This window comes from Streptomyces durocortorensis (assembly GCF_016901035.1).
Classification (GTDB): Bacteria; Actinomycetota; Actinomycetes; order Streptomycetales; family Streptomycetaceae; genus Streptomyces; species Streptomyces durocortorensis.
This window is the reverse complement of sequence record NZ_JAFEUF010000150.1, coordinates 1-1,927: the sequence shown is the minus strand read 5'-3', so window position 1 is coordinate 1,927 and position 1,927 is coordinate 1. Positions and strand designations below refer to the sequence as shown.

The window sequence follows — 1,927 nt, the reverse complement described above, 5'->3', positions numbered from 1 at the left end:
TTGCGTGGTTGTGGGGTGCTGCTTATTATGCCTTGGCTGGTTCTGGTGGATACTCGGCGGTCCGCGGGCCCGCCCCCCCCCCCCCCCCCCCCCCCCCCCCCCCCCCCCCCCGCATTTCACGGAATTCCGCCTCACCGGCAGAGTTTCCGAGTCTCCAGCAGCTGGAGCTCAAGCTTAAAAGAAGTGCTTTCGCCCGCCGACGGCGCGGCCGGTCGCACCCAGGATCCACAGGATGGCACCGACGAGGATGAGGATGCCGCCGATCGTGGTCAGCAGACCCATGCCAACAAGCAGGCCGATAATCAGCAGAATAAGTCCGAGGATGATCATTTTCAGTTCCCATCGTCAAGTCCGGTTCAGACACTCGCGTGCCTGCGCTTCACAACGCCCTCAGTGCACCCCACCGGAATATCCCGGCTCCGAATGTCGCCGGGACCTCGTTGCGAAGGTCCGTGTGCCCGGCTAATCGCCTCTCACACACATCACTCACACAGATCTTCGAAATTCCGCTCGCGGGTCGCACACCGGAGGGCCGCGCTTCCGCGTCGGCAGGGCCTGTCAGAGGCCTCGCGTAGGTTGAGCGCCGTCGCAGTCGAGCAGGAGGCACAGGATGAAGGCGTACGACCTGGGGTTCGGAGAGTCCGCGGACGAGCTGACGATCCGGCCCGGCAGACCCGTCGAGATCGATCTGCCCGGGGCCCGCGTCGCCGGGTGGTGCGGCGGCCGGGCGCCGGGCATCGGGACGGCAGCCTGGCCACGGAGCCCCGTCACCGGGCTGCCGATGACCCACGTCATCACCCTCGAACTGCCGGAGGACTACCGGCGCAGGGGCGCGGACCTGGTGGCCATAGCCTTCTTCCACGCCGACGACCACGTCGCCACCGGCATCGAGGGCGTTGCCGAGTTGCTGGCGGGCACCGCTCCCACCCCGGAGCAGGCCGCCGACCCGTTCCTCGCCGCGGTGGCCGCGACAGCGGCGGCGCGCCACCCCCACCAGCAGGACCTGGAGGACATGATCGGCGGCGCGCACGCGCTCTTCTGGCTGACCGCCGACGAGTTCGCCGCACCCCGCATCGACCCCCCGGCCGACATCCGGCCCGACGGGCTCGGCGACCGGTACAGCCGCGGCCAGAACGCCTGGGACGACAGCGCCCCCGAGACCACGGTCTGGATCGGGGAGCGCACCGGCGACCCGAACACCGGCATCGCCCCGGCGGAGGACGGCGCGGGCGGCTATGTGAAGGCCTGGTCCTCGGACGACGAGGTTCTCGAAGCGTTCTGGGAGTCCGTGCACGGCATCTCGCACCTGGGCGGAACGGTGATGCCGTGCCAGGGGATGCCGGGAGGGCTGACCCCGTACGTCTTCGAGCTGGAGGACGGCGTCGGCGGGTTCAACCTCGGCGGCGGCAACGCGCAGATCGATCTGGAGTCGGGCGTCTTCGACTGGGCGCAGTAGCTGCCGCCGGCGGGCCCACGCCCGCGGGCAGCCGCCGGTGGACGCGATGGCGCAGGCGGCGAGGACGACCAGCCACCCGGCCCTCGCCGCAGGGTCCGGGTCGCCACCGGTCCGGGTCAGCGCCAGGCCCGCCTCCACCGCGACGTACAGCGCCGCCGGAACGGCCGCGACGGGAACGTACCGGTGCCAGAAGGGCAGGGCGGTCAGCAGGACCACGCCCGGATACCGCAGCCAGTCGGTCCCGTCCCCGGCCCCACCGCCCCACGTGGTCGACCGCCGGCGGCCGGTCGCGGTGCACTCCCCGTATGAACATGCCGTACGTCCCCCGACGCCCGTTCCCGTGCATTCCCGGCCAGTCTGCCCGCGAGGCTCCGCCACCACACGGCGGAGAGCGCTTTCCGGCCAAGCATTCCGGTCCGGTAACAACCCCCTTATCGCCGGCCGCCACCGCTTAGGGTTCCTGACGGTTGC

The 1,927-nt window shown here is 70.7% G+C and carries 2 protein-coding genes; one reads left to right on the top strand and one right to left on the bottom strand.

The annotated features are described in order from the left end of the window. Positions 1-174: 174 nt before the first annotated feature. Complete coding sequence (locus tag JS521_RS24155) at positions 175-330, bottom strand: hypothetical protein (protein WP_010059700.1); 156 nt, start codon at positions 328-330, stop codon at positions 175-177. 280 nt (positions 331-610) lie between these two features. Between JS521_RS24155 and JS521_RS24150 the strand changes: the two genes are divergently transcribed. Then, positions 611-1,456, top strand: coding sequence for a hypothetical protein (locus JS521_RS24150; RefSeq protein ID WP_205085044.1), 846 nt, complete (start codon positions 611-613; stop codon positions 1,454-1,456). Positions 1,457-1,927 lie beyond the last annotated feature (471 nt).

Excerpts from the sequence above, each read along its gene's own strand:
- JS521_RS24155 (WP_010059700.1), bottom strand. The coding sequence starts at position 330 with ATGATCATCCTCGGACTTATTCTGCTGATTATCGGCCTGCTTGTTGGC.
- JS521_RS24150 (WP_205085044.1), top strand. The coding sequence starts at position 611 with ATGAAGGCGTACGACCTGGGGTTCGGAGAGTCCGCGGACGAGCTGACG.